General features: G+C 47.6%; 18 protein-coding genes and 1 riboswitch. Of the genes, 16 read left to right on the forward strand and 2 right to left on the reverse strand.

Annotation, left to right across the window (positions count from 1 at the left end):
• Positions 1-224: 224 nt before the first annotated feature.
• The 7 genes from AC3Y23_RS02740 to AC3Y23_RS02770 all read left to right on the forward strand — a co-directional run bounded on the left by AC3Y23_RS02740 (position 225) and on the right by AC3Y23_RS02770 (position 9,674).
• Positions 225-2,048: a sensor histidine kinase gene (locus tag AC3Y23_RS02740; RefSeq protein ID WP_379195346.1), complete on the forward strand. Its 1,824-nt coding sequence runs from the start codon at positions 225-227 to the stop codon at positions 2,046-2,048.
• Positions 2,041-3,081 (forward strand): response regulator transcription factor, encoded by a 1,041-nt coding sequence (locus AC3Y23_RS02745; protein ID WP_379195348.1) that lies wholly within the window; start codon positions 2,041-2,043, stop codon positions 3,079-3,081. The genes AC3Y23_RS02740 and AC3Y23_RS02745 overlap by 8 nt, the downstream gene beginning before the upstream one ends.
• 122 nt (positions 3,082-3,203) lie before the next feature.
• Positions 3,204-4,880 (forward strand): type 2 periplasmic-binding domain-containing protein, encoded by a 1,677-nt coding sequence (locus tag AC3Y23_RS02750; protein WP_379195350.1) that lies wholly within the window; start codon positions 3,204-3,206, stop codon positions 4,878-4,880.
• Between the two features lie 28 nt (positions 4,881-4,908).
• Positions 4,909-5,811 (forward strand): ABC transporter permease, encoded by a 903-nt coding sequence (locus AC3Y23_RS02755; protein ID WP_379195352.1) that lies wholly within the window; start codon positions 4,909-4,911, stop codon positions 5,809-5,811.
• A gap of 16 nt (positions 5,812-5,827) precedes the next feature.
• Complete coding sequence (locus tag AC3Y23_RS02760; RefSeq protein WP_379195354.1) at positions 5,828-6,718, forward strand: carbohydrate ABC transporter permease; 891 nt, start codon at positions 5,828-5,830, stop codon at positions 6,716-6,718.
• 38 nt (positions 6,719-6,756) lie between these two features.
• Positions 6,757-8,535, forward strand: coding sequence for a glycoside hydrolase family 36 protein (locus AC3Y23_RS02765; protein ID WP_379195356.1), 1,779 nt, complete (start codon positions 6,757-6,759; stop codon positions 8,533-8,535).
• A gap of 467 nt (positions 8,536-9,002) precedes the next feature.
• On the forward strand, positions 9,003-9,674 hold the full coding sequence (locus AC3Y23_RS02770; protein WP_379195358.1) for a YitT family protein: 672 nt from the start codon (positions 9,003-9,005) through the stop codon (positions 9,672-9,674).
• 59 nt (positions 9,675-9,733) lie between these two features.
• On the opposite strand, the gene AC3Y23_RS02775 is transcribed toward AC3Y23_RS02770, so the two are convergent.
• The gene (locus AC3Y23_RS02775) at positions 9,734-10,327 is read right to left on the reverse strand and encodes a hypothetical protein (protein ID WP_379195360.1); all 594 of its coding nucleotides are present in this window, start codon (positions 10,325-10,327) and stop codon (positions 9,734-9,736) included.
• Between the two features lie 192 nt (positions 10,328-10,519).
• Here AC3Y23_RS02775 and AC3Y23_RS02780 point away from each other — a divergent pair, with 192 nt between their 5' ends.
• The 8 genes from AC3Y23_RS02780 to AC3Y23_RS02815 all read left to right on the forward strand — a co-directional run bounded on the left by AC3Y23_RS02780 (position 10,520) and on the right by AC3Y23_RS02815 (position 20,147).
• A complete protein-coding gene (locus AC3Y23_RS02780; protein ID WP_379195362.1) occupies positions 10,520-11,221 on the forward strand; it encodes a response regulator transcription factor in 702 nt (233 codons plus the stop codon).
• The gene (locus AC3Y23_RS02785) at positions 11,218-12,189 is read left to right on the forward strand and encodes a sensor histidine kinase (protein ID WP_379195364.1); all 972 of its coding nucleotides are present in this window, start codon (positions 11,218-11,220) and stop codon (positions 12,187-12,189) included. The genes AC3Y23_RS02780 and AC3Y23_RS02785 overlap by 4 nt, the downstream gene beginning before the upstream one ends.
• A 105-nt stretch (positions 12,190-12,294) precedes the next feature.
• Positions 12,295-13,065 (forward strand): ABC transporter ATP-binding protein, encoded by a 771-nt coding sequence (locus AC3Y23_RS02790; protein WP_379195366.1) that lies wholly within the window; start codon positions 12,295-12,297, stop codon positions 13,063-13,065.
• The gene (locus tag AC3Y23_RS02795) at positions 13,040-14,995 is read left to right on the forward strand and encodes an FtsX-like permease family protein (protein ID WP_379195368.1); all 1,956 of its coding nucleotides are present in this window, start codon (positions 13,040-13,042) and stop codon (positions 14,993-14,995) included. Before AC3Y23_RS02790 ends, AC3Y23_RS02795 begins: the two co-directional genes overlap by 26 nt.
• A 1-nt stretch (position 14,996) precedes the next feature.
• On the forward strand, positions 14,997-15,863 hold the full coding sequence (locus tag AC3Y23_RS02800; RefSeq protein ID WP_379195370.1) for an undecaprenyl-diphosphate phosphatase: 867 nt from the start codon (positions 14,997-14,999) through the stop codon (positions 15,861-15,863).
• 91 nt (positions 15,864-15,954) lie between these two features.
• Positions 15,955-16,160, forward strand: a riboswitch (cobalamin riboswitch).
• A gap of 155 nt (positions 16,161-16,315) precedes the next feature.
• Positions 16,316-18,613: a 5-methyltetrahydropteroyltriglutamate--homocysteine S-methyltransferase gene (metE, locus tag AC3Y23_RS02805; protein WP_379195372.1), complete on the forward strand. Its 2,298-nt coding sequence runs from the start codon at positions 16,316-16,318 to the stop codon at positions 18,611-18,613.
• A gap of 357 nt (positions 18,614-18,970) precedes the next feature.
• A complete protein-coding gene (locus AC3Y23_RS02810) occupies positions 18,971-19,876 on the forward strand; it encodes a GNAT family N-acetyltransferase (RefSeq protein WP_379195374.1) in 906 nt (301 codons plus the stop codon).
• Between the two features lie 46 nt (positions 19,877-19,922).
• The gene (locus AC3Y23_RS02815) at positions 19,923-20,147 is read left to right on the forward strand and encodes a hypothetical protein (protein WP_379195376.1); all 225 of its coding nucleotides are present in this window, start codon (positions 19,923-19,925) and stop codon (positions 20,145-20,147) included.
• 190 nt (positions 20,148-20,337) lie between these two features.
• On the opposite strand, the gene AC3Y23_RS02820 is transcribed toward AC3Y23_RS02815, so the two are convergent.
• The gene (locus AC3Y23_RS02820) at positions 20,338-20,490 is read right to left on the reverse strand and encodes a DUF1540 domain-containing protein (protein ID WP_379195378.1); all 153 of its coding nucleotides are present in this window, start codon (positions 20,488-20,490) and stop codon (positions 20,338-20,340) included.
• A 328-nt stretch (positions 20,491-20,818) separates the two neighbouring features.
• Between AC3Y23_RS02820 and AC3Y23_RS02825 the strand changes: the two genes are divergently transcribed.
• Positions 20,819-22,102 (forward strand): DUF4349 domain-containing protein, encoded by a 1,284-nt coding sequence (locus AC3Y23_RS02825; RefSeq protein WP_379195380.1) that lies wholly within the window; start codon positions 20,819-20,821, stop codon positions 22,100-22,102.
• Positions 22,103-22,929: the final 827 nt, after the last annotated feature.

Below are 22,929 nucleotides of genomic sequence, written 5' to 3' on the forward strand. Positions count from 1 at the left end.
GATACTCTTGAAGCGGTATGGTTATAGCGCGGAATCTGACGAGAAGAACAGTGTAAAGGATATGTCAGAATCATCACAAATATGGGGATTTATTCACTGCATCTTGAAGAAACCATTGCGTAACTGCAAAAAAGATTATACTTAGAAAATAGATGAAGGGTAATCATGGAGTGAGCTCTGGGCTGTGATCCTTAATTTACCTAGTTTAGAAGGAGAATAACACCATGAAATTGATAGCCAACCTCTCTCTTCAGAAAAAAATAATACTGTTAATGCTGATTTTGTACCTCCCGCTTCCGCTGCTAGGTCAATTCTGGTACGAAAAAAGTCATAAGGTCATTCGGCAAAATACCATTGAATCAAGCTATCAGCTGGTTGAACAGGTCAATAGATATGTTGACACGTATTTTCAGGACATTGAGCATCAAATGTATCCGATCCTGGTGAATGAGCTAACACTGCAATTTTTAAATGATTCTGTAAGCGGTTCCTATGATCGTTTTCTGCGTTCCAACCGAATCGAGCGAGAGCTTTTGAATCCGCTAACAAGCAACCGCGAAGGCATTCGGGGAATCTCTCTGGTTAATGGGGAGGGGAGGGCGGTATCATCTTCAAGTTTCTCTTCCGCAGAGCGGAGATATAAGGAATATAACGCTAAGATTGCGAAGACCGGTGTCTTTGAAGTCATGGGCTTGGAACAGGATGAATGGAGCCCACCTTTTCTATCGATTGCACTGAAGTTCAACAGCACGAATTATAGCACCAACAGCGGACTGTTGATTATAGATTTGAAACTGGATGAGGTTATCCAGATTGCCCGGAATGTGCGGATTGGCAAAACGGGGTACGTCTGGATTGCGGATAGCAAGGGCAGTGCGATTTATCGGCCTGGCAGTCATCCCAATGAGGGATTGTCTGCTGATTATGCCAAGGCTATGGGCGATAAGCGTCAGGGAACACTGACGATGCCTGGTGAATCGGGAGACAAGCTTGTCATGTTCTTTCATTCTAATGCCACGGGCTTGTCACTGTTCGCGGAGGTACCACTTGCTGAATTGAATGGGCCTTTACTGCAAATCAGCAGAATTTCTACTATTGTCTTGCTGCTGATCTTCCTGCTGATCATGATTATAGTCAGCGGGGTGATGTACATGCTTAGTAATTCGTTGCTGACACTATTGCGGGTAATGAAGCGAACTCAGCTAGGTGAGCTGGGCGTTAGGGCACCGGAGAACCGAACCGCAGAAATAGGTAGCTTGTACAGAGGCTTCAATAAGATGGTTGATGAAATCCAGATACTCATCGATACGGTGCACCGGGCTAAGCTGAGGGAGAAAGAGCTGGAGGTGAAGCAGAAGGAAGCACTTCTTCTAGCCATGCAGGCTCAGATCCACCCTCATTTTCTCTATAATACGTTGGAATTTATCAACGCCAGTGCAATTGTAGAGGGCAACCGGAAGATTAGCCGGATGATCGTCTCCCTTGGGGATATGTTTCGATACAGCGTAAGAAACCCGAATGAAAGGGTCACGCTTGCCTCGGAGATTGGACATGTGTCTGCCTATCTCTCGATCCAGGCCGAACGCTACGAAAGTCTCTCCTGCTTTATTCAAATCTCTGAAAAGGCGGGAGCGCAGACCTCAGCGATCAACTCTATGCTGCAGCCGATCGTCGAGAATTGCTTCAAGCATGGATTTGATAAATATAAAATCGTCCCCAATTACATTCGCATTTCGGAAATGCAGGTCGCAGCCGGCTGTTTAATATCGATTGAAGATGGGGGCGGTGGCATGTCTTCGGATACTATGGAGCGCTATAATCGCCTCTTTGATCTATCCGAGGATGAATTACTGGAACTGGAAGCAGAGAACAAGCAGAAAGGGATCGGCTTGCTGAATGTCCATTCCAGATTGCGGCTGCTGTTTGGTGAGCCGTATGGTCTGTTTATTTCGACCTCTGGTCCAGATGGGACTTGTATCGATATATTGTTGCCTACGCACATCGCGGAATTAGAGCAGGAACAACAAGGAGGCATGCATGATGTATAGAATCGTCCTTGTGGATGATGAATCCATGAGCAGAAAAAGTTTGGATAAAATTCTCACTTCGGCCAGTTCTCAATACCAAATTGCCGGTGAAGCCGCTAATGGGGCTGAAGCTCTTGAGCTGATACGGCTTCAACAGCCTCATCTAATTATTACAGACATCAGTATGCCTGTAATGGATGGGATCGAGCTGATCCAGCGAATGCGGCAGGATGGCTATGATGGTGAGATTATCATTTTGTCGGGGTATGGGGAGTTTGAATATGCCCAGGCCGCCCTGCGCCATGGGGTAGTAGATTATCTGCTGAAACCGCTGAAGGAGGAATTGGTTGTAGAGCTGGTTGGTCAACTATTCCAGCGTTTTGCCAGCACGCGCCAGAAGGCAATGGTAAAAAATCAGCTTTTAGCCCCGGTTATATCAGCTGCAGAACGAATTGCCACGGCGCTCTGGGCAGCGAATGCACCTGTTCTTTCACTGGAAATCGATAATCTGCTGAAGCTGCTGGGGCATCAGGAACTTTCCTATGAGGAGCGGCGCACGCTTTTGGAAAATGCAGCCTCATTGATCCAGAATCAGCTGGAGGAGCGGCTTTTGATTAGCCCATGGGAAATTCCCTACGATGAACCAGGGTACACCACACTGGAGTCATCATTCAGAGACTGGCTGGAACGGAAGCTGGCAGAGACCCGGGACAAGCGGAATTGGGGAAGACGCAGTGCCACCCAGCAGGCGATGGACTATATTAATCAGCATTTCTCCGACAGTGAGCTGAGTCTGGAGAAAGTGCTTGAAACGCTGGATATTTCCACGACTTATTTTTACCATTTGCTGATGGAAGAGACAGGGATGTCCTATATTGCCTACCTGACTCATGTTCGTATGGAGCATGCCAAAGCATTGCTGACAGGCACTTCGCTGAAAACATATGAGGTCGGACAGCGCTGCGGTTATCCCGATTATTCCCATTTCACGAAGCGTTTCAAGCGGATGATCGGCCTTTCGCCCTCAGAATTTAGAAAACGGATGCAACAATAATGTAACCGCTAACACTCAGTGATGAAAAGACCATAGTGAAATGAAATCTCCATTTTTTTGCCCCAGACAATTCTCTACAATAACGATGTAGACAAGAAATACAACTAAGAGGGGGAATTTTGATGAGCAGAAAAGGTAGTGTCTTGGGCACGGCCATGCTGGCATCCGTAATGCTGTTATCTGCTTGTGGTGGCAATTCATCCGGCAACAATAGCAGTAATTCTGCTAGCGAGGGTGATAGCACAACACCGGCGGTGGAGAAGGTTAACGAGTTCGGCTGGAAGCTGCCACAGAAAACAACGCAGATTCACTTTTTCCAAGCAGAGAAAGGAAATCCAGATAAGATTAACAAGAAGCAAGCAGCTTTCCATGATTATTTGCTGACGAACTTCAATGTAGATATCAAACGATCATCTCTGGATGTCGATCCTAAAGAAAAATTGAATCTGATGCTGGTATCCGGTGATTACCCAGAGGTCATTGCGGCCATGGATGATTCCCAGATTTCCCAGTGGAAGGCACAGGGCAAAATCATCGACTTGGCCCCGCTGGTAGATAAATACGGACCGAATCTCAAGAAAGAGCTGGGATCCCGTTATGAGACCTATCTTGACGCAGATGGCAAGCTGTGGGGACTTCCTCGTGGTTGGGGATATCTGCCTATTCCTGATTTTACCGCTCACATCCGTTGGGACTGGTATCAGGAGATTGGTGCTCCAGAGATCAAAACGCCTGATGATTATTACAATGTTCTGAAACAGATCGTAGCCAAGCATCCTACCAATGACAAGGGTGAGAAGAACTATGCTTTGTCCTGGAATAGCGATGTTAGAATTGACAGCGCTCTCGGCTTCTGGGGCTTAAAAGATGGCTTTAAAGAGGACGGAGATCACAACCTGACTCACTGGCTGAACACGACAGAGGGCAAGGAAGGTCTTCTCTACTACAACCGTTTCTTCCGCGATGGTCTGATGGATCCAGATGCATTTATCAATAAGTTCGACGACTGGAAAATCAAGTTCTCCAACGAGCGCATCGCCGGTCATATCGGCCCATGGTGGCAATCCTGGAATGCCGGCCATGAAATTTGGCAAAAAACAGATCCGGATTACAAAGAAGACAAACGTTTCGTACAAATGGCATTCAAAGCTCCTGACGCAGAGAAAGCTTATCTATCCGCCAAGAATACACATGGCTGGAATTACACGGTAATCACAGATAAAGCAAAAAATGCTGAAGAAATTATCAAGTTCCTCGATTTCACAGTTTCACCGATCGGTACTCGTCTGATGGGTTGGGGTATTCCGAACCTGCCGGAATCCTATTGGAACTATGAAGGTGATGGCAAATGGTCCTTCAATGAGGAACAGAAGCAAACGCTTCTGGACGGCAAGCTGGATTTTGAGAAAACAGAGACAGCTAACGGCAGCAACTCTTTCTGGCTCGCGTACCCGCAAGGTTTGTTGAGCGATGACAACAAGAGCACCGCTTGGTTCGATCAGAACTTCATTGCGGATGAGAAGTGGAAAAAGCTGATGAACGATAATGTCAAGGATACGATCTATGACAATACAGAGCAGCGTGTTAGCTTCACAAATGACAACCCGCTGACGATCAAGAATCAGCAGATTGAAGATTTGATCAAAACAGGATTTGTTAAAGTCATTATGTCCCAGTCCGAGGATGAGGCATCCCGTAACTTCGATGATCTGCGTGACAAGGCTAACAAACTGGGGCTGAAGGATCTCGAGCAGTATCGCACAGAGGAATATAAAAAGAACCTCGCGCTCGTGAAATAACAAGGAGAGATTTGGAGGGAAACCTACTATGAATTACCTCAAGCGATTTTCCCGCGAACGGCAGCTGTGGCTGTTAAGTTTGCCAATCATCCTATGGGTACTCGTGTTTGCCTATTATCCGATGTATGGGTTAGTAATCGCCTTTCAAAATTATGTTCCAGGGCAATCCCTTTTTGGAAACTGGATCGGCTTTGACAATTTCATTCGGTTCTTTAACGAACCTGACTTCTGGATGATTATAAGAAATACGCTTGTCATCAGTATGCTGAATTTGCTAATTGGCTTTCCAGCGCCGATTCTGCTGGCACTGCTGCTGAGTGAAGTGAAAAGCAAGGCTTTTAAGAAAACCATTCAGTCACTGTCTTATGTACCTTACTTCATCTCATGGGTCGTGGTGGCCAGCATTCTGTTCACCCTTCTGGGAAGTGACGGTATTATCAATGACTTGCTCGTCCGCTTCGGCTGGATCGACAAGCCGATTCTGTTCCTCGGTGAGGGTAAATATTTCTGGGGGATTCTGACTTCCGCCAACCTGTGGAAGGACGTCGGTTTCAGCTCAATCATTTACCTGTCTGCTATTGCAGGGATCGACAAGGAACAGTATGAGGCTGGCAGAGTAGACGGTCTGGGGCGCTTTGGACTGGTATGGCATATTACACTGCCAGGTATTCGTGCCACAATCGTACTATTATTCATTCTTGCGCTAGGCGGTATCCTGAATGCGGGCTTTGAGCAGCAGTTGCTCCTCGGAAGTCCCAACACGAGGGATTATCATGAAGTCATCGATACGTATGTATACCGGTTCGGGGTACAACTTGGTAACTACTCCTATGGTGCTGCGGTCGGCTTGATGAAGAGCTTGATCGGATTAACTTTGGTTATAACAGCCAACCGCGTGTCCCGAAAACTTATGCAAACGTCTATTTTCTAGAAAGGAGAATGCTTCGATGACTTCACGATCGGTTCCTTGGTCACAACGCTTATTTGATATTGTAAATGTCTTCGTTCTGTTATTATTCGGTATTGCTGTAGCCTATCCATTCTTCAATCTGCTGGCGCTGTCGCTGAATGACGGTGCAGACGCGGCGCGTGGTGGTATCTACATCTTCCCACGGGTGCTGTCGTTCGATGCTTACAAGCTGTTGTTCGAGAACAGCAAGCTACTGGAGGGCTTTGGCTGGTCCGCTCTTCGAGTAGCGGTTGGCACGAGCACCAGTTTGTTCGTCACAGGTCTGCTGGCTTATATCGTCAGCGTCCGGCATTTCTCGGGGCGTAAGTTCCTCCGTGTGTTGTTTCTAGTTACGATGTACTTCAACGGCGGATTGATTCCGACGTACCTGCTCATGGTGAAGCTGGGCTTAACGGACTCCTTCCATGTGTATTGGATTCCGTCTTTGATCAGCGCGTACTATATGCTTCTGATGTCTTCCTATATTTCGGAGCTTCCTGAAGCCCTGTTTGAATCTGCGAGAATTGACGGTGCCACCGAGCTTAAGATTTATATCCGCCTGGTGTTGCCAATGTCGCTTCCGGTGTTCGCAGCGATCTTTATCTATTCCGCGGTAGCACACTGGAATTCGTGGTTTGATGTAGTGCTGTATAATTCCAGCGGAAATTATGACACGCTTCAGGTTTATCTGCGCCGATTGCTACTGGAAGTAGAAGCTTCACAGCAAATCATGGACCAGCAGCTTCTGCACCAGAAGTTCAACAGCTTGTCGCCACTAACGCTACGTGCGGCTACAACCATTGTAGTAACGGCTCCAATCTTGCTGATCTATCCGTTCTTGCAGAAGTACTTTATCGGCGGCTTGACGATTGGTTCGGTTAAGGGCTGATACAGCTATCACTAGAGGAGAACCCAACAGGAGGAACTATGACGAATTTGATTGACGCTCTTCTCCCTACCGTGAGAGTGGTAAGCGAAGAAGATTTCTTTGAAATATCCAAGACCTTTGAACGGGCCGAGGAACATCTGTTGTTCATTGGCATTACCTTGAAGGCGAAACGAAACGGTACCCCGCCAGTATGTACGATTAGCTGGTCGATTCCCGCACAAGATATTCATTCGATGTGGCACCCTGGCGTCGAGCGGAATCGGGCATTCCAGATCGATTGGGGCTCCGGCTTTAACAGCCGGATCTCTTCCCAGGCGCCTGTGACGGCCTTGTTAAATCTTGCTGGGAAAAACCGGATGACATTTGCTTTTACAGATGTCTTGAACAAGATTGAAGTGAAGGCGGGGATTCATGAGGAGGATTCCTCTTTCCTGTGCTCGCTGAAGCTCTTTGAAGAACCTGTGCCTAGCCTGGATGTATATGAGGCGGTACTGCGGATTGATACCCGAGATATCCCGTATCATGAGGCATTAGCAGATGTCAGCCGTTGGTGGGAGCAGCAGCCGGGTCTTGAGCCCGCTAGCGTTCCTGATGCTGCTCTGCGTCCGATGTACTCCACTTGGTATTCTTACCATCAGGAGCTGACGGATTCCGCACTTGAAGACGAATGTCGTCTGGCCCGTGAAATCGGCTGCGACACGATTATCGTCGACGATGGCTGGCAGACGGATGATAATAACCGCGGCTATGCTTTTACCGGGGACTGGGAGGTTTGTGAGACCAAGATCCCGGATATGAAAGCACATGTGGATCGAGTTCATGACCTGGGCATGAAGTATATGCTCTGGTATTCGGTACCGTTCGTCGGCCGAAAGAGCAGGGTCTGGAACACCTTCAAGGACAAAGTGATCAAGGTAGAAGAGGGACTCGATGCCGGCGTGCTTGATCCGCGCTTTCCTGAGGTGCGGGAGTATCTCTTGCACATCTATAAGCAGGCGGTGACAGAGTGGGGCATCGATGGACTAAAGCTGGATTTTGTAGACAGCTTTCAGCCAAGAGAAGGTGAACTTCCTCAGGAAGGGGGCGGCCGCGATTACCGTTCCATCCCGGAGGCTGTAGACCGGTTGTTCACTGACATCATGCAATCGCTTAAGGCCATCAAGCCGGATATTCTGATTGAGTTCCGTCAGAGCTATATCGGACCGTTAATGCGCAAGTACGGTAACATTTTCAGAGCAGGCGATTGTCCGAATGATTCCATTCAGAACCGTGTCCGTACACTCGATCTTCGGCTGCTGTCCGGCAATACGGCCGTGCACTCCGATATGATCATGTTCAACCCACATGAGGAAACTGCCAGCTCGGCTTTGCAGTTCATCAACAGCCTGTTCTCTGTGCTGCAGATATCAGTAAGGCTTGCAGAGATCGGTGAAGAGAAGACTGAGATGCTGCGGTTCTGGACCGGCTTCAGCCGGGAATACAGTGATGTGCTCCTGAGCGGAACCTTGTTACCGGAGCACCCGGAACTGCTGTATCCGCTGGTGACGGCTAGCAAAGACAACGTTCAGGTAATCGCTTGCTATGCCGAAATGGTCATCACGCCACAGGGAACGCCTGAGCGTCTGGCGATTGTCAACGGAACCTATACCGACAATGTGATCGTCAAATGGACGTCTGAACCTGCCGCTTATGTGGCAGTGATTAAGGACTGCCGTGGGCAAGTCACGAAACAGCTGACGCTGGAACTGCGGGAAGGACTGCTGGAGTTGTCGGTGCCACGTGCTGGCGTAGCTATTTTGACCCGACTACAGTCATAAAAGGTGAAGAGGGAGTGCAGATGTCTGCATTCCCTCTTTTTTACATTGGCTTAACAAACCGTAGCGTATTTCTCGAAATATAGCCATTGTTACCGCATTTCGATGTATTTTTTAATGTTTTTTTAAATATAATGGGAGAAAAACAGAAAGGGCGAAATCATCATTTTTACACAAAGGTGTTTAGAGTATCTTCTTCGCGTGGTATAATGTCAACAGAACTTATCAAATTAAAGAAAGGATCAGGATACCATGTGTCCCCGAAGGACGAATCCCCAAAGGACGATTTGGAAACGTTATGATCTGTCTTATACTTAGCTTCCCTGTCGAAGATGCGCGTACCGTTAATTGACGAAGCCGCTCTACGTACGAGGGAAGGGAGTGCATTATGCGAAGGAACACCTCCGGTTCAACCCGTCGTAGAGGTTGGTGGGACGTCTAGCCGCCATTTACGATAAGGGGAGACCAGTATGAGGAAACACAATCACGGAGCAGAGCTTCTGCTGCGGTTGACAGTCATTTTGTTAGGAACATTGTTGCTTGCATTTACGTATTATCACATTAATTATCAGAACCATTTGACCGAGGGCGGGTTCGTAGGATTATCGCTGCTTGGTAAATATGTATTGGGCATTTCGCCTTCACTTTCTATTTTGATCCTAGACATACCAGTACTTCTGATTGCCTGGTTCTTCAAAGGAAAAGCGTTTGTCTTGAATACATGTGTTTCTGTAGGAGCGTTTACGCTCTTCTACGGACTGATGGAACATTACTCCGGGTGGGTCATCAATCTGCATGATAATTTGCCGGTTGCGGCTCTGTTATCAGGGGTACTGACAGGTCTGGGAGCTGGAATGGTGCTTCGCGCAGGCGGGGCGAGCGGTGGTGATGATATTTTGTCGCTGCTGATCAGTGAATGGAAAGGAATTAAGGTCGGTACGGTCTTCATCCTGTTGGATGTTATCGTGCTAGCATTGTCCCTCTTCTACATGCCATTAAAAGAGACGCTATACACGGTTATGGCTGTCGTTGTGGCAGGTTATGTAATTACCTTTACAACCTCTCTGGGCAAAGGAAAGCTGGCGAAAGCGCCAAAGCCGAAATTGCCAACACCACTGGGTAATCCCCAGAATGTGCGATAAATGTGAACCAGGGCTGCATCATCAGTCAGCTATGGATATGGACATATTAGAGAGACCGGTCAGAATTTCTGGCCGGTCTCTTGCTGATTTTTAATGGATGCAATCGTCTCGAATACCCGCGAGTACACATCTTTGATGTTGGTATCATTCACAATGTTATTGTAAAGTCCAAACCCCCAATCCTGACGCGCCATTACTGGCGGATCTCCACCGGGTTGATCCTCAGGGTGCAGAAGAAACCCGGAAATATACATACCGGGATCTATGTCAAAAGTGCCGTATTCCAGATCCTCGACAGTAAAAAAGGCGGCGGGCTGCTTGGATTCTACGAAGAAGATGGGCAGCCTCGTCTCCCCGTACTTTTTCGCATATTGTCCTTCAGCGGCTTCGCGAAGATGCTCTTTCATAATAAAGACAGCGTCGTAATGGGACGCAAGCTCAGCCCCTCTTTTCAAATCATCAAAAGTAATTTCAGTGAAGGTCACATGTCTTTCTCTCACGATCGGCGGTTCGCCTATAACTGCCAGGCGTAAGCCTTTGCCACTGTACATGGGTGTATCAACGGATTGGGGGACCGATTTGAATTCACAGCCTGCAAACAACATGACCAGTGATACCAAGAACAGTAGTTTAATTGGTTTCATAGCGTTCATATCTCTAAAGCTCCTATCCAATTTATAATTGCAACGATATTCCATTATTTTACTTGTGATTATAGGATACCATAGAAAGTAATTGCTGCGTATTTCATAGCGCGTAATTTGACGTACATCACCGGTGCTGTATATATTAGTTGGCAAACCCCCGGCTAAAGAGGTCTGGGTCAATTGGAGGCGCAAATTAGTATGTTTAAAATATTCATTATTGAGGATGATCAGGGGCTGGTATCTTTGCTCCAGGACTACTTACATAAATTCGGTTATGAGACACAGGCGGTGGACAATTTTGAGACGGTGCGTGAGCAGTTCGAGGCGTTTGCTCCGCATCTGGTGCTGCTGGATGTCAATCTGCCTAAATTCGACGGGTATTACTGGTGCCGCCAGATTCGAGGTGTATCTACCTGTCCGATATTATTCATTTCGGCAAGAGCGGGCAAGATGGATCAGGTGATGGCACTGGAGAACGGTGCGGACGACTATATCACGAAACCCTTCGATTACGAGCTCGCTATGGCCAAAATCAAAAGTCAGCTCCGGCGCGCCTATGGCACTTACGCGGGAAACCTTAATGAACGGAGTCTTACAGTCTCCGGAATGACGCTGGATGTGGAACGGCTGGTGTTATCCCGGGGCGATGACCGGATAGATCTCAGCCATACAGAGGTCAAGATTCTGGACGAGCTGATGCAAAAAGCCGGAGCCATCGTCACCCGTGACCGCCTGCTGGAGAAGATATGGGATGATCAGGTGTTTGTCGATGACAACACGCTTAATGTATACGTGACCCGTGTCCGCAAAAAACTAGCGGTGCTGGAGATCCATGACGGCTTGCAGACCGTGCGCGGCCAAGGTTACCGGCTGACACCGAACTGGGGGAATGGGGAGTGAAGCTATTTTTACGGGAGCAAAAGACGTTAATCCTTGTATATCTGTCCCAGCTAGCAGTCATTACACTGGTGTACAGACTGGATGGTGGCAGTGACGTCAGTGTCAGTCTGTATGCCGATATTCTTAGCACTTGTCTGCTGCTTGTCTACCTCGGTTTCCGTTACATCTCCAACCGGACCTTTTACGAACGAATGACTGCTCGGCCTTCCACGCTGGATGAAACGGGCGGGCCATCGCAGGATACGCCGCTGGCTGAGAGTCTGCGCGGGCTGCTAACTCATCAATTTCGCCTCTATAAAAATGATCTGCACAGCTACCGCCACAAGTTAGAGGAGCATATTCATTTCATCAATCAATGGGTTCATGGCATGAAGACCCCGTTGTCTGTCATTCATCTAATTATTCAAGATAAAGATGGCCCGCCCTTCACGGCGATCGGAGACGAGCTGGACCGTCTGAAGAAAGGACTGGAGACCGTGCTGTATACAGCACGACTGGATACGTTCGAGCATGATTTCTACGTGGAGCGGATGGAGCTGCAGACCGTCCTGCGGCGAATCACCTCAGAGCAGAAGCGACTGTTCATCCGTAGTCGTGTATATCCGTCTATTACAGTAGAAGACAATATTGCTGTGACCTCGGACGAGAAATGGCTATCTTTTGTGCTGACCCAAATCATTACAAATGCGGTCCGATACACGGTAAAAGAGGGAGCAGTCATTCATTTTGCAGGCTACCTGCAGAATAACAGGGTAGTGCTGGATATACGTGATGAGGGGGTAGGCATTCCGCCGAGCGATCTGCCGCGGGTGTTTGACCCTTATTTTACTGGCGTAAATGGCCGGAATTTTCAGGAATCCACCGGAATGGGGTTGTACCTGGTCAAGCAGATCTGTACCAAGCTCGGTTATGAGGTAAGCATCATTTCAGAAGTAGGAAAAGGCACCACAGTACGGATTGTATTCTAACCACCTTACAATTGTGTAAGGTAACTGTAAGTTTCAGAAATAGCTAGCGCCTGTGACGTGTTTGTATAATAAAACCATTCCAGGCCACGGAAGGAGCGACGACACTTGCCCATACTTGAAGTCAATAATTTATCCAAAATTTATGAGGGCCAAGTGTCCACGCATGCGCTGAATCATATCCGGTTTGCTGTGGAAAAGGGCGAATTTGTCGGTATTATGGGACCCTCAGGAAGCGGGAAAACGACTTTGCTGAACGTTATCGCCACCATCGATCAGCCTACCTCCGGTGAGATTTCGATTGGTGGACGAGACCCTAATCTGCTCAGCAGACAAGAGAAGGCCTTGTTCCGCCGTCATGAGCTGGGTTTTGTATTTCAACAGTTCAATCTGCTCGACACGCTCACCGTGGAAGAGAACATCATCTTGCCGTTGACACTGGCTGGAGCCTCTATCCAGGAGATGGAAAGCCGGCTGCTACAGGTATCGGAAACACTTGGCATCGGGCATCTGCTTAAGAAGCGGACGTACGAGATTTCCGGCGGGCAAATGCAGCGGACGGCCATCGCCCGCGCGATGATCCACCGACCTGCGCTGATTTTGGCCGACGAGCCTACAGGCAATCTGGACTCCAAAACATCGACTGAAGTGATGGGTATGCTGGAGCAGATCAATGCTTCGGAGGGGGCGACGGTGCTGATGGCTACACATGATGCCGTGGCCGCGAGCTTCTGTCACAGGGTGATTTTTATCAAAGACGGGCGATTCCACAGCGAGATGTACCGGGGCAGCAGCCGGGCCGCCTTCTTTCAGAATATCATTGATATGCTGTCGCTGCTGGGAGGCGCGGGCCATGACCTTTCGGCAATTCGCTTATAGAAATGTAATTCGTAACAAGCGGAAGTACGCCGCCTATTTTGTCAGCAGCTCGTTCTCGGTGATGATCTTCTTTCTGTGCGCTCTGTTTATTTATCACCCGGATTTGTCTAAGGATCTGATTTTCAGTACCGCCACGCGGACAATGATGGTAGCCGAAGGGTCCATTTTTGTATTTTGTTCTGTGTTTGTACTTGTATCGGTGGGCTCTTTTCTGCAGTCCCGCAAGAAGGAATTTGGTATTCTGCTGATGCACGGGATGACGAAGCGGCAGCTGCACCTGATGGTTTTTTTGGAAAATATGATGATCGGCAGCACGGCAATTGTCACCGGTACCGGACTGGGCCTGCTGCTTGGCAAGCTGTTTTTGATGATCGGCTCCGGCTTCCTTGGCATTCAACCGCTTCCCTTTCATCTGCCCTGGCAGGCCCCAGTGCTGACCATTTGCAGCTTTGTGCTGTTGTTTGGACTGATCTCGCTGTGTACGTTTGCTCTAACGGGTCCTGAAGACCCGATGCCGCTGTTCCAGGGTGAAGGCAAGAATGAAGAAGAACCTAAGGCTTCTATAGTGCTTGCGCTTTTGTCAGCAGTTTGCCTAATCGTTGGGTATGTAATGGCTGCTACAGTGCGCGCGGCTTTGGTGGATGTCATTATGTTGCCTGTTGTGGCTATTACGGTAGTTGGAACTTATCTGTTCTATACCCAACTGAGTCTTTACATTGTGAAGCTGCTGAAGAGAACTCGGCGGTTCTATTGGCATCGGATTAATCTGATCGCACTCTCAGGTCTGTCATCCCGCTGGAGAGAGAACGGACGCATGTTCTTTATCATCACGATTATTTCGGCTGTGTCCTTCACTTCTGTAGGTGTATTTGCTTCGATTCAGACATTGACCCGGGAACTGAAGCTTAATTATCCGGCGGCTGTGGGCTATGTGGCTAAAAGTACGGAAAGCGCGGCAGAAACAGAACAGCACCTGGATAGCATTCGCAGAGAGCTCCAAGGCCGTGGTCTGCCCTTTGATACACTTAGCATTCCGATTAAATATGCAGAAGTGATATCGCAGACTGGCCCGGATCGGACCCGGCTGCTACCGCTGATCTCTTACAGCCTTTATAAGCAGGCGCTGCTGAAGGCTGGCTTCCGTTCGTTCGAAGGTCCGCTTGAAGGGCATGACGGACTGGTTATGATCGGTTCCCAGCGGGATCGTAGTCTGACGAGTGAACGAGTCAAGGCTACGTATACACTGCGGCAGGGGAGCATAATTCGGGAGATCGGCTACACGGAGGAATTACCGATTGCGAACCATCTGCTCCCGATGCTGAACGGCGTTGACGGGGGTGACTTTAGCGGCATTGTGGTTAGTGATGAGCTATATGACACTATCCACCCCGTGCAGACAGATAAGTACACAGGATTCTATGTCGCAGATTTGCTGCAGACAGTTGGAATCGCGACTGATCTTTCCGTCAAGGGCAAGAAGGCGTACGAGGCCGATTACCCTTATGCGATTGCGGTCAGCGGCACATTGTTTGAGATCCACAAGACACTGTACAGTACAATGCTGTTCGCTTCTTTGCTTGTGGGCACAGTATTCTTCATTGCAGCTGGCAGTTTTCTTTATTTCCGTCTGTACATGGATCTGGATTATGATCGTCTGCAATATTCCACCTTGGCTAAGATGGGATTAACGGACCGGGAACTGGACCGAATTGTGACATTTCAGATGTCCCTGATGTTCTTTGTGCCAATTGGACTGGCTATACTGCATAGTCTGTTTGCTTTTATTGCGCTGCAGCGTTTGTTCTACCTGTCGATTGTGACGGAGACAGGAGCGGTGTTGGCGGTTTATTTTGTCGCACAGGTACTCTACTTCTTCTTCATCCGAAGTCGCTATCTGCGCAATCTGCATAAAAATTTAAGGAGGATGTAACATGGACCTGCTCATGATTATTAAAGCAATTATTCTAGGCATCGTCGAAGGTATAACCGAGTTTGCTCCCGTATCCTCTACAGGTCATATGATTATTGTGGATGATATGTGGCTGCAGTCACAGGCGTTTCTGGGCCAACATACGGCGAATACGTTTAAAGTAGTTATTCAATTGGGTTCTATCCTGGCGGTTGTCGTTATTTTCTGGAAAAGATTCATTGATCTGCTGGGTCTGAAGCGGTTCAGCCGCAAAGAAATGCAGCCTATACAGGATGGACAGCCACAGCAGTCTTCCGGTGAAGGAGGGCATCTGAAGCTTCGTATGGTGCTGATCGGCCTGATTCCTGCCGCGGTCCTAGGTTTACTTACAGAGAATTATATTGATGACCATCTGTTCTCGACGGCAACTGTATTGATTGGACTCGTCATAGGTGCTGTATTCATGATTTGTGCCGACCGTTTTGCGCCGAAGAAGGTGCAGACTGAAACGGTCGATCAAGTGACTTACAAACAAGCGCTAGGCGTTGGACTGATGCAGTGCTTCGCCTTGTGGCCGGGCTTTTCCCGCTCCGGTTCAACCATCTCCGGGGGCGTACTGCTCGGGATGAGCTACCGGGCAGCAGCCGACTTCACGTTCATTATGGCCGTGCCGGTCATGGCCGGAGCTACACTGATTTCTTTAATGAAGAACTGGCAATACTTCACGATGGAGTCGCTGCCGTTCTTCATCGCTGGCTTCATCAGCGCCTTTGTCTTCGCCCTATTGTCGATGCGTTTCTTCCTGAAACTGATCAATCGGGTTAAGTTGCTGCCCTTCGCTATCTACCGAATTGTGCTAGCAGCAGTGGTGTATATTATTTTCTTCTAACTGGCTATAAGGATTCCGTATAACTGTTACACTCATAATCTATTGCGGTTTACTTGGTATTCCAGTATCATGACGTTATATTCATTCCCGAAACTGAATAACGGATACAGGTGCCTGCCGGATGATAGACATACCGGATGGCTTAATAGGGAAGTTCGGTGCAAGACCGACGCGGTCCCGCCACTGTAACGGAAGAGTCTTCAGCAACCCTCGTCACTGGCAGCATATGCTGTTCGGGAAGACGGCTGAAGATGTAGACGCCGCAGCCAGGAGACCTGCCTGTTTCGACAGCACAGCTTTACCTACGGAAGATAGGATGGTGTTAGACCAGCTACAAGTATGTATAATACTAGGGCGTCTTTCCCTCTGACTTCTTACAGGGAGAGACGCCTTTTTTGGGTATAAAACATGACGTATATAGATTATTAGTGAGATAGGGGAGGAACCTAGGAATGACGCAAACAGTAAAAGTGAGCAACCTCGGGTACCCGAGAATCGGGAAGAACCGCGAATGGAAAAAGAACCTGGAGACCTTCTGGTCTGGTCAAAAAGATGAAGCGGAATTCCGCTCCGAAATGGAGAGAATCCAGCTTGAGCATTTGCAAACTCAAAAGGAAGCTGGCATTGATCTGATTCCGGTCAATGATTTCACATTCTACGACCACGTCCTGGATGCAGCCGTAATGTTCGGCGTTGTGCCTCCACGTTATGATTACGACGGCGGAGATATCGGCTTGGATCTTTACTTCGCAATGGCTCGTGGTAATGCTACAGCCACTGCTTGCGAAATGACAAAATGGTTCAACACGAACTATCACTATATCGTTCCGGAGATCGGCAATCAAACGCCGCGTTTGACCGAAAACAAGCCACTTGCAGCATATCGTTTTGCCAAAGAGAAAGCAGGAATCGAAGGAAAGCCGGTTGTCATCGGTCTGTACACTTTCCTGAAGCTCTCCAAAGGCTTCCAGTCTTCTGAAACAGCTGAAATCGCTAAGCGTTTCCTGCCTGTATATGTACAACTGCTTCAAGAGCTTCAGCAAGAAGGCGTGAAGTGGGTTCAAGTGGACGAGCCTGCGGTTGTAACTGGGCTTACCAATGAAGACATCAGCTTGCTTGAGTCGATTTATGCAGAAATCGCTGCAGCTGTGCCTGGATTGAACATCATCCTGCAAACCTACTTCGAAGCTGCTGAACCGCTTGAAGCGTTGCTCAAGCTGCCTGTACAAGGTCTGGGTCTGGACTTCGTGCACGATGGCGGTACAAACCTCGAGTCGATCGAGCGTCTTGGCTGGCCGGAAGACAAGATTCTTGGCGTTGGTATCATCGACGGCCGTAACATTTGGCGCTCCGACCTGGATGCCAAGCTGGCATTGCTCGACAAACTGGCGACTCATGTTAGCCTGGATCGTGTATTCCTGCAACCGTCCTCCAGCTTGCTGCATGTACCGGTAACCGTAGAAGGCGAAGATAAAGTAAAATCGGTAATCAAGAACGCACTGGCATTCGCAAACGAGAAGCTGGTTGAACTGAAGCTGATTAGCTCTGCACTGGAAAACCGTGATGCAGTTGCTGCTGAGCTGCAAGCTAGCCGCGATGCGCTTGCTACCTTCCGTGCGCTGCCTGAGCGTGGCCGTGAAGATATCGCTGCAGAGGTGCGTAAGCTGGCTGTACTTCCTGCAAACCGTAACCTGCCATTCGCAGAGCGCGTGAAAGTACAACAAGAGAAATGGAACCTGCCACTGCTGCCAACAACAACGATTGGAAGCTTCCCGCAAACACCGGAAGTTCGTCAAGCACGTCTCAAATGGCGTAAAGGTGTATGGAACCAAGAGCGTTATGATCAATATATCCGCGATCAAATCGACGAAGTCATCACATTCCAAGAGAAGCTGGGACTTGATGTACTCGTACACGGCGAATTTGAACGTACAGACATGGTTGAATTCTTCGGTGAGAAGCTGGCTGGATATCTGTTCACTCGCAATGGCTGGGTGCAATCCTATGGCTCCCGCTGCGTGAAGCCACCGGTAATCTATGCTGACGTTGCTTTCATCGAGCCAATGACAGTTAAAGAGAGCGTTTATGCACAATCCCGCACCAAGCTTCCGGTAAAAGGCATGTTGACTGGACCGGTAACGATCCTGAACTGGTCGTTCGTCCGCGATGACCTGAGCCGTGAAGAAGTGGCGAACCAAATCGCGATTGCATTGCGTCATGAAGTGAAGGCACTGGAAGACGCTGGTGTTGAAATGATTCAAGTGGATGAGCCTGCGATTCGTGAAGGTCTGCCGCTGAAGCCAGAAGACCGTCAGCATTACCTGGATTGGTCGGTTAAAGCGTTCCGTATCTCCACTTACGATGTCAAAGATACGACGCAAATCCATACGCATATGTGCTATAGCGAATTCAACAACATGATCGATTCCATTTCCGATATGGATGCGGACGTTATCTCCATCGAAACTTCCCGTAGCCACGGCGAACTGATCGTAAGCTTCGAGGAGCAAGACTACGACAAAGGCATCGGCCTTGGCGTATACGACATCCACAGCCCGCGCGTACCGGCTGTAGAAGAAATGACTGTCAACATCGACCGCGCTCTGCGTGTACTGGACCCAGAACTGTTCTGGATCAATCCGGACTGCGGACTCAAGACTCGCGGCTGGGCAGAAACCGAAAGCGCCCTGCGCAACATGGTTGAGGCTGCTTCGATCGCAAGAACAAAGACTAGCGTAAGCAAAGCTTAAATGTAGCGCTGTAGGCTACAATATAGAACTATAAAAGAAACCAGCAGCTCTCTCTTCGTGGGGAGGCCTGCTGGTTTCTTTTATTGGGGAACTAGAACTGGCTCGGTTCGCTTAGACCATTTTAGCTGGTTGAGTCTAGCCAAACGGGAAGTGAGCAAGAGCATATAGCAGGAGAGTAAGGGCGTTGGGTGGATAAGTATGAGCATCCGGTTGTAAGGAGGAAATAAAGTATTATACTGACGATGCTTCATTAAGCCAATAGGGAGTTTGGTTATAATTGTTATTTACTGTAACCGATAGTGCTTTGATGTGGTAAAATTGAAGCTACTTATCATAAATACGATAGGGGGTATATTTGTGTTTTTAAATGAAAATATAGAAGTTGGAATAGACCTAGTTTCCGCTTACAAAGATAATAAGGCTTACAGAGATAGTTTTAATCAACTAACGACTTTAGCTTTTGATATTAACTTTGAAGTTTGGTATCAGAAAGGTTTCTGGGATGATCGTTATATCTGCTATTCATTTCTTAGAGATAGTAAAGTCATCGCTAATGTTTCTGTCAGCAAAATGGACGTAGTGATTAATGGGTTAAACAAGAAAGCGATTCAAATTGGAACAGTTATTACTCACCCTGATTTCAGGGGAAAAGGGCTTTCTAGAGCATTGATGAATCATGTTCTTAATATTTACGAGCAAGAATGTGATATCTTCTTCTTATTCGCTAATAGTACTGCGATTAACTTTTATCCGAAATTCGGATTTGAATCCTTTGGTGAATCGCAATTCAAATTGAAATTTAATCCCGTTCCAAATGAGGATTCCACCATATGCAAGCTGAATTGTTCCAATGAAGAAGACTTGGAATTTATCAAACGAATGGTTTTGTCCCGCAAACCTATTTCAGGACAATTTGGTGTTAGCAATAACCAAGGACTTTTTATGTTTTACGCTTTAAATGTGTTTCCCGAATCAATTTATTACTCGCAAGAGGACGAAGCTATTATCGTCTATCAGCAAGAAGGTCATACGCTTCATCTATACGATATAGTTAGTCAAGATGATGTTCATATAAATAGTTTACTTAACCGAATTGCTAATGAACAGACAGAGAGTATTCAATTTCATTTCACACCAGATCAATTCACTGAGAAAGCTCAGTATGAGCCGATGGATAATAATGACGATATGCTATTTATTAAGGCTAACTTTGCCATAGATAAAAATTCAAAGTTCTGTGTACCTGTACTAGCGCATGCTTAGCGTTATAATTTTATTTTTTTCCAATTAAGCTAACGGGAAACGATAATTGAACAACAAAAGAGGCAGTCTACGACTTTATTTTCGCAGAACACCAGTAGGTGAGCAGGGAGTGAAAAAGGGGAGTAAGAGCATCCAGCAGGTGAGTAAGGGCGTAGGGGAAGGCGAGTATGGGCACAGCAGAAGAGTCAGAGCATGGAGTGGGCGAGGAACAGATACAATCGAGTACATACAACAGGGGAGCGAGAGAATGCATCAGGTGGGCAAGAGTTAGCAGACAAGCAAGAGCCTACAGTAGTAAGCAAGGTTGTATAGATTGTAAAAGGGGTACCATACACCTCCTGGCGTTTGGGACACCTTCATTATTAGGGATTCTTTTTTTAATGATACACTTGATAATAATTCTCATTCTTGATAGAATAAATGAGAAAAGAAGGAACCGTGGAGGGTTCCTTCTGAATAGCTTACTTGCTCTCGAATGTTTTACAATCAGTTTCTTCCGCACGTGTTGGTTCCTTGGAGCTGTGGAAAGCAACGAAGATGGAATCGGCCTGACATTTGTTCTCCGCTGCCCAGTGCGTGCAGGAGTTGACTTCACAGATTACGTCTTTTGCCATAAGGGTTCACCTCCCCTTTAGTAAAATGACTTCATCGCTAAATGGAATGCCCTGCTCGGCAAGGTGGAGCTTGTCCGAACAGAACCATGCCCTCATCTGAATGGATGTGAGGGTTTTTGGTGTTATTTGTCTGTTAAGACACCGTAATTGTACCAAACAAACTGATTGTTCGCAAACAGCAGTATCCAGATCCGGGTACTGCTTTTTTTGTTTTTACCCGGTACTCTGGATCAATATATGCAAAACATTTAATAGTCATGCAACATTCCATCTTCTGGAATCGTCAGGGATACATAGAAGTATTCTACTAAATTATGGGGGTTTGATGATGCGAAAATGGGGGTTGTATGGAGTATGGTTATTGATTCTGGTTATTGTCGTCACGGGCTGCGGCTCGGCTGATCACAAGAGTAACAATGTGGCTGCGGATTCGGGTACGGCTAACTCAGTGAGTAAGTTTGAAAGTCAGACACTTAGTGATACATCTCCGGTAGCAGAGAAATCGAGTGTCGATGCTGATTCGGCTGTCAAAGCCGGGGGAGAATCAGGAGCTGGTAGTACGGATTCCGCAGAAGATTCTTCGGCAGTGGATACCGGGAAAACGGGTGCCGGGTTTACTGGCAGCGATGTTGTAGCTGGATTGAACAAGAAGCTGATCTATAAAGCCAACCTGAACATGGAAGTGGACAACTACGCCAAGGCTCAGACAGAAGTACGAAATATGGTTACTCTTGCTCAAGGCTATATCATTGGATTTGATGAGAATATGTCTGAATACGAGCAAGGTGGGAATTTCATTATGAAAGTACCGGCATCCGGCTTCTCGTCTTTTCTGAGTAATCTTGAGAAAGTGAAGCATGTGAAACTCCAGCGTAGTATCCAGGGGCAGGACGTGTCTGAAGAATACGTAGATCTTGAATCCCGACTGAAGGCTAAGCAGATGATGGAAGCTCAATACACCGAATTTATGAAAAAAGCGACCAAGCCCGCCGACCTTGTCGCGTTTGCCAACGAACTGGGTTCCATCCAGGAGGAGATTGAACGGATAAAAGGGAGAATGCGTTATATTGATCAGAATGTTTCGTTTTCAACTGTAGAGCTGCGCTTGTACCAAACGGACGCAAGTTTAGATGTGATGAAGAAAAAGGGTCAGGATCCACTTGGCACACGCGCATCACAGGCGCTGAGTGGCAGTCTGAATGCATTGTCCGTCACCTTTCAGTGGATTGTGGTGATCCTAGCTGGTGCCCTGCCCATATTGATAGCTGCAGCCATTATTCTGATAATCGTCTTCGCCTTCCGTAAAAGAAGACAGCGTGGCCACGACGAGCAATCCCAGTTGATTCGAGACGCCAATCGGCAGCTGGGAGGAAAGCAACCGAATGCGCCGGAAATCCGGCAACCGTCACCGGAGATTCCACAGGCTCAAGCGAAGGTGGATCAGACACAGCCTAAGGTGGAGCAAGCACTACCCAAGGCTCAGCAGACCTCATCAACAGCGGAGCAAGCGCAGCCAAAGGTAGAGCATGCGCAATCGGAAGATCCGCAATCGACACAGGGCGGTGCTGATCCTACTGACAGTCGTGATAATGACAACCAGGATAAAAAGTAAAGTATGAGGGTGAGAAATTTGTACCTGGGACGTGGACCTGCTATTTATGTTGCGGAAGCTAAGTTGGAATATAAGACGCTACATTGTTGAGTGTTGTGCCGAACGGAGAGCAGGCTGAGGGATAAAACAGTAACGAAGAATTAGCCGACAAAGATCAGACCATGCTCACTTGAAAAATAACTGGAAAAACTCAGACTGTCGAGAAACACCATTCTCTACGATTGTTGATGCGAAATAGCCTTATAAATCAGGCTCAGCTTCATCATCAATGCATGTCAAAACCACTGCTTCAGAAGGTTGGAGACGTATGCATGGGGGCTAACGGACCCCAGCGCCGTTATTTACACATCAAGCAGCTTCTGGAACATGTAACGGACTCAGGTGCCGCTATTTCCTCCCAAAACGTGGATTTTACACCCGATTTCTGCTCATAGCGTCTCTGGAGTCCGTTATTTTCTGGGACGGTCAGTTGTTAGGAAATAACGGATCTGAGGTCCGTTACCAGCTGGAACAAGAACCAGTCCTGATTTCGAGATAGGTTCATTAATCAAGGGTTTAATTATGGATTTTCTTAAAACAACAACTTTCTCAACAGTCTGAAAATTTCCAGTTAGCTCATCAGCACGGGGCTGATCTTCAGTAGAGGTTGTTTTCGGAATACAGAATCCTAAATTTCGTATCCCGAACCCGAGCTTGAATCTGTATCACTTCACCATTTTCATGCCTGCTCAATGAATTCGCCAAACACTTAACCAATCCTACAATAAAATACGAAAATCTATATTACTATACATCCATATACGCATATATAAAGTCACAGATTTCCT

The sequence above is a fragment of the Paenibacillus sp. MAHUQ-45 genome (assembly GCF_058133325.1).